This window comes from Streptomyces cellostaticus (assembly GCF_001513965.1).
GTDB lineage: Bacteria > Actinomycetota > Actinomycetes > Streptomycetales > Streptomycetaceae > Streptomyces > Streptomyces cellostaticus.
Genome location: NZ_KQ948101.1, coordinates 1 through 4,073, shown reverse-complemented (window position 1 = coordinate 4,073; position 4,073 = coordinate 1). Strand labels below are relative to the sequence as shown.

The following is a 4,073-nucleotide window of genomic DNA, read 5'->3' as shown; positions in this document are numbered from 1 at the left end:
TGGAGAGTACTGGCCGGGGCAGACGCGGCAGGCGGTGCGGTTCGCGGATGCGGTGGGCGCGTTGGCGGCCGAGGGTGTGTCGGTGTTCATCGAGGTCGGTCCGGACGGATCCTTGTCGGCGCTGGGTCCGGACGCGGTGGCCGGTGTCGGCAGCGATGAGGGCGTGTTCATTCCGCTTCAGCGACGCAAGGAGCGTGATGAGCAGGGTGTGACGGGCCTGGTGACGGGTCTGGCGCGGGCGTTCGTCCATGGGGTGTCCGTGGACTGGGCGGCGGTGTTGCCGACTGGGCAGCGGGTTGAGTTGCCCACGTATGCCTTCCGTCATGAGCGGTACTGGCCCAAGGGCGTGCTGTCGCTGCCGACCGCGGGGACGGTCGCGGGTGGCGATGGTGCGAGCACCGTGGCCGAGGCGCAGTTCTGGGCCGCGGTCGAGGGCGGGGACCTCGCGCACATCGCCGACACGCTGGCCATCGAGGACCAGCAGCATCTGAGCCAGGTGCTCCCGGCGCTGGCGTCGTGGCGTCGTCAGGAGCGGGACCGTTCGGTGACCGCGAACTGGCGTTACCGGGTGAGCTGGGCGCCGGTCGCCGAGCCCGACCCCGCCGTGCTGACAGGCGTCTGGCTGCTGGTGACCGCAGCCGGGCAGGCCGACGACGTCCTGACGCAGGGATGTGTGCGGGCGCTGGCCGCCCGAGGGGCTGAAGTGGTGGTCGTAGAGACCACGGAAACTGCCGACCAGGAGCGGATGGCCGCGCAGATCGGCAAGGTGATTCCGGAAAGCGGGGTCTTCGGCGTCGTATCGCTGCTGGCGCTGGACGAGACTCCGCTGCCTGCTCACCCGACGCTGGCGAACGGCCTCGCCGGGACCCAGACACTGGTGCAGGCCCTGATCGCCCTGGCGGTCCATGCGCCGCTGTGGATTCTCACCCGCGGTGCGGTCGCGGCCGTGCCGGGCGAGGTGCCGGCCAGCCCGGTGCAGGCGCAGGCGTGGGGACTCGGCCGGGTTTCCGCGCTGGAGCATCCCGACCACGGCGGTGGCCTGATCGACCTGCCGTCCGACTCCGACTCCGGTTCTGGCTCCAACTCCGGTTCTGGCTCCGACTTCGACTTCGACGATCAGGTCGCGGCCCGGCTGTGCGCGGTGCTCGCCGGGTGCGGTGAGGACCAGGTGGCGATCCGCTCGACCGGGATCCTGGGCCGCAGGCTGACCCGGGCCCCGCAGCCCCGCGGCTCCGCAGAGCCCTGGGTGCCGCGCGGGAGTGTCCTGATCACCGGTGGAACCGGTGCGATCGGCGGGCATGTGGCCCGCTGGCTGGCCGGCCGTGGTGCTCAGCGGTTGGTGCTGACCAGCCGTTCCGGAGCCGGTGCGGCGGGTGCGGCCGCGCTGGCGGCCGAGCTGGCCACGGCCGGGGCACAGGTCGAGGTGATCGCGTCTGACACGGCGGACGACGCGGCGCTGACCGCGCTGATCACCAGGATCGGCGCCGGTGGCCCGCCGCTGACCGCGGTGATGCACGCCGCGGGCGTGGCGCAGGCCACGGCGCTGGACGAGACCTCGGTGGAGGAACTGGCCACCGTACTGGCGGCCAAGGCCGCGGGCGCCGTCAGCCTCGACCGCGTGACCGCGGACCTGGACCTGGACGCGTTCGTCCTGTTCTCCTCGATCTCGGCCACCTGGGGCAGCGGCCTGCAGGCCGGGTATGCCGCGGCCAACACCTTCCTGGACGCCTTGGCGGAGAACCGCCTGGCCCGGGGGCTGACCGCGACCTCGGTGGCCTGGGGCCCGTGGGGCGGCGGCGGCATGACCGACCTGGAGGACGCGGCTCAGATGCGCCGCCGCGGCCTGCACCTGCTCGAACCGGAACAGGCCATCCAGGCTCTGGCACAGGTACTCGACGGCAGGGACGGCCTGGTGACGGTCGCGGACGTGGACTGGGCGCGGTTCGCGCCGCCGTTCACCGTACGGCGGCCCAGCCCGCTGATCGAGAGCCTGCCCGAGGTCATCGAGGCCCTGGCCGCGACGGCGGACGACAACGGCCCGGCGGACCCGGAGGCGGGCAGCGCGCTGGCCCAGCAACTGGCCGGGCTGTCCCGGTCGGAACAGGACCGGCTGCTGACCGACCTGGTCCGGGCCGAGGCCGCCACCGTCCTGGGCCACGCCAGCGTCGAAGTGGTCGAGGCCGACCGGGCCTTCAGCGACCTCGGAGCCGACTCGCTGACCGCGGTGGAACTGCGCGACCGGCTGAGCGCGGCCACCGGCCTGCGCCTGCCCAGCACGCTCCTGTTCGACTACCCCACTCCCGCCGCACTGGCCGGCTACCTGAGGGCCAGCCAGGCCGAGGACACCAGCCCGGCCCAGCCTGTGCTCGCAGAGCTGGACAAGCTGGAAGGCATGCTCGCCGCGATGACCGGCGACGAGGACTCCGCCCAGATTACGAACCGGCTCGAAGTCGTTCTTTCGAAGTGGAAAGAGGCTCGGGAACGGATCGCCGAGGTCGGAGTTGCGGAGAAGCTCGAATCGTCAACCGACGACGAAGTCTTCGATTTTATCGGAAAAGAACTTGGAATTTACTGACGCGGCGAACGCCGCGACTTCCTCGACGAGGTGACGTAAGTGAGCGAAGAGAAGCTCCGCTACTTCCTCAAGCGGGTGACCGCTAACCTGCATGAGACTCGCCAGCGTCTGCAGGAAATGGAAGCGGCCGGCGACGAGCCGATCGCGATTGTGGGCATGAGCTGCCGCTTTCCCGGCGGTGTGCGCAGCCCTGAGCAACTGTGGGACCTGCTGGCCACACGGACGGACGCGGTCGCCGGGCTCCCGCAGGACCGGGGCTGGCACGTCGGCGACCCGGACGACCCCGAGTCCGGCGGCGCCAAGGTGCAGGCGGGCGGATTCATCTACGAGGCGCCCGAGTTCGACGCGGGGTTCTTCGGGATCAGCCCGCGCGAGGCAGTGTCGATGGACCCGCAGCAGCGGCTGCTGCTGGAGGTGTCCTGGGAGGCCCTGGAGCGGGCAGGCATCGACCCCGTGTCGCTGCGCGGCTCCGCGACTGGCGTGTTCGCGGGCGCGTCCGCGTCGGGCTACGGCTGGGTCGGCGGCCGGCAGGGTGAGCTGGACGGGCACGTGATGACCGGCAACGCGACGAGCATTCTGTCCGGCCGGGTGTCCTACACGTTCGGCCTGGAGGGTCCGGCGGTGACGGTGGACACGGCGTGTTCGTCGTCGCTGGTCGCGCTGCACCTGGCCTGCCAGGCGCTGCGATCCGGTGAGTGCTCGCTCGCCTTGGTCGGGGGCGCGTTCGTGGCGGCCACCCCGATCCTGTTCACCGACTTCAGCCAGACGCTCGGACTGTCTCCCGACGGACGGTGCAAGACCTTCGCGGCCTCGGCCGACGGCATGGGTGTGGCCGAAGGCGCCGGTGCCATCGTCGTGGAGCGGCTGTCCGACGCCCGCCGCAACGGGCACCGGGTGCTGGCGGTGGTGCGCGGCTCCGCGATGAACCAGGACGGTGCGTCCAACGGCCTGACCGCGCCCAACGGCCCTTCGCAGCAGCGGGTGATCCGCGCGGCCCTTGCCAACGCCCGGCTGTCGGCCGGTGACGTGGACGTGGTCGAGGCGCACGGTACGGGCACCCCGCTGGGCGACCCGATCGAGGCGCAGGCGCTCATCGCCACCTACGGCCAGGACCGGCCGGAGGAACGGCCGTTGTGGCTCGGGTCGGTGAAGTCCAACATCGGGCACACCCAGCAGGCCGCAGGCATGGCGGGCGTGATCAAGATGGTGCTGGCGCTGCAGAACCAGCAGCTGCCGGCGACGCTGCATGCAGAAGAGCCCACACCGCACGTGGACTGGTCCGCTGGTGAAGTACGGCTGCTGACCGAGGCGAAGCCGTGGCCGGCGGACGACCGGGTACGTCGTGGCGGTGTGTCGGCGTTCGGGATGAGCGGCACCAATGTGCACATCATTCTGGAGGAAGCCCCGGCCGAGAACGACGAGAAGGCGGACGCCCCCACCGAGGACGACGAGTTGGCCGAGGCCGCTGCCCTGGACGCAGCAGCTGACGAGGTCGAGC

2 protein-coding genes are annotated in these 4,073 nt (G+C 71.4%); both read left to right on the top strand.

Annotation, left to right across the window (positions count from 1 at the left end; translation table 11 throughout):
- Positions 1-2,575 (top strand): SDR family NAD(P)-dependent oxidoreductase (locus tag AQI88_RS42190; protein WP_159050604.1); only part of this gene is annotated, 2,575 nt, incomplete at its 5' end.
- A 39-nt stretch (positions 2,576-2,614) separates the two neighbouring features.
- On the top strand, positions 2,615-4,073 hold a 1,459-nt coding region (locus AQI88_RS42185), incomplete at its 3' end, for a type I polyketide synthase (RefSeq protein ID WP_208616102.1).